The sequence below is a fragment of the Streptomyces sp. NPDC096310 genome (genome assembly GCF_044763125.1).
In the GTDB taxonomy this organism is placed as follows: Bacteria; Actinomycetota; Actinomycetes; order Streptomycetales; family Streptomycetaceae; genus Streptomyces.
This window is the reverse complement of record NZ_JBIWFO010000065.1, coordinates 1-1,683: the sequence shown is the minus strand read 5'-3', so window position 1 is coordinate 1,683 and position 1,683 is coordinate 1. Positions and strand designations below refer to the sequence as shown.

At 71.4% G+C, this 1,683-nt stretch carries 1 protein-coding gene and 1 pseudogene; both read left to right on the top strand.

The window, feature by feature from the left end:
* Positions 1-228 precede the first annotated feature (228 nt).
* Positions 229-1,233 (top strand): alpha/beta hydrolase, encoded by a 1,005-nt coding sequence (locus tag ACIQ7D_RS37495; protein ID WP_403945775.1) that lies wholly within the window; start codon positions 229-231, stop codon positions 1,231-1,233.
* A 5-nt stretch (positions 1,234-1,238) separates the two neighbouring features.
* A pseudogene (locus ACIQ7D_RS37490) lies at positions 1,239-1,683 on the top strand (hypothetical protein); the annotation flags it as partial.

Below are 1,683 nucleotides of genomic sequence, written 5' to 3'. Positions count from 1 at the left end.
GTCGAGTCGCGTCATCGGCTGCGACTGCCCGGACGGCGTCGCTCAAGCGCTCGCGGCGGCGTACAGGGGGGATGTGGCGGGGGCGGTCGCACTGGCCTGACCGATGTCCCCGCCATATGGCGGGGCATTCGGCGATGGTTCCAGCCACCTGCCGGTAGCCCTGCGGGCACCGGCACCCGAGAGTGGGATTCACCCGCTCCCCGTCGTCGTTCCCGAAGGAGAGAACAGATGGCAGACCAGACAGCAGCAGACTTTTTCGGGGCCACGACCATCCGGCCCCCGCTGGACCCGGAGCTCGCGCCCGTCGAGGAGGCGATGCGCGCCGCTTTTCCGACCGTGTCGGACGAGACCCTCCCAGAGACCCGACGGCTGCTGGCCGACCCGTCCGCCGGGCCGGAACCGGAGGATCTGACGGCGGGCGGCAGGGTGCGGGTGGAGGAGCGCCAGGTACCCGGCCCGGACGGCGCCCCGGACATCACTCTGCTGATTCTCAGCCCCGTCGAGGACCGAGGCCCCAAGGGAGCCATCTTCCACATCCACGCCGGCGGGATGGTTTCGGGGACCCGCCGGACGGGCGTGAGTTTTTTCCTCCCCTACGTGATCGACGGGAGTGCGGTCGTCGTGTCGGTCGAGTACCGACTGGCGCCGGAGCACCCCGACCCCGCGCCGGTCGAGGACTGCTACGCGGGGCTGGTGTGGACGGCGAAGAACGCGGCCGAGCTCGGTATCGACCCCGAGCGGCTCCTGCTCGTCGGCTCCAGTGCCGGCGGCGGTCTCGCGGCGGGGACCGCACTGCTCGCCCGCGACCGCGCTTTCCCCAGGCTCAGCCACCAGGTGCTGATCTGCCCCATGCTCGACGACCGCTTGGAGACGCACAGCAGTCGCATGGTGGACCGCGGGTGCGGATGGGACCGCCACAGCAACCTGTACGGGTGGACCTCCCTGCTGGGCGAGCGGCGCGGCGGCCCGGACGTGTCGCAGTACGCCGCGCCGGCCCGCGCCGAGGACCTCAGCGGGCTGCCGCGCACCTACATCGACACCGGCTCGGTGGAGACGTTCCGCGACGAGATCCTGATCTACGCCGGCCGTCTGTCCGAGGCGGGCGTGAGCGTCGATCTCCACATGTGGGGCGGAGGCTTTCACGGGTTCGACATGACGGCAGGCCATGCGGCTGTGTCGCGCGCTTCCAACGCGACCCGCGAGGAGTTCATCCGGCGGGCTCTTGAAGGGTGAGCGGTGTGACCATGGCCCTGGAGGCTTCGTTGCGTGATCTCATCGTCAAGCTGGAAGTCGTCGACGACACGGCGGCCAGTGCGCTGCGCGTCATCGACCACTTCGACCGCCTGATCACAGCACGGGCCTCGGTCGCGGCCATGGTCCGGGCAATGGCCGCCCTGGCCGGCTGCCCCGCCGGTCTGCACGACGCCGGCCGGGGCATCAGCCCTCGGTACGACCCCGGAGGGCGCTCCTTGCCCGAGGAGCAGAGCGGTTCGTGGGCGCGCGTGGCGGTGCCCGATCGCCCCGGCGCCTGGGTATGGCTGGAGCGGACCGGCGAGGCGAGGCCGCTGGACGCCCTCATCCTGGAACGCACGGCCAAAGCGATCCAGGCAGTCACGGGAGCCTCCGTCGATCGCTCCGCCGACGCCGCGGTGCGGATCGCCTGCGACCCCGACGCCCCCGAAA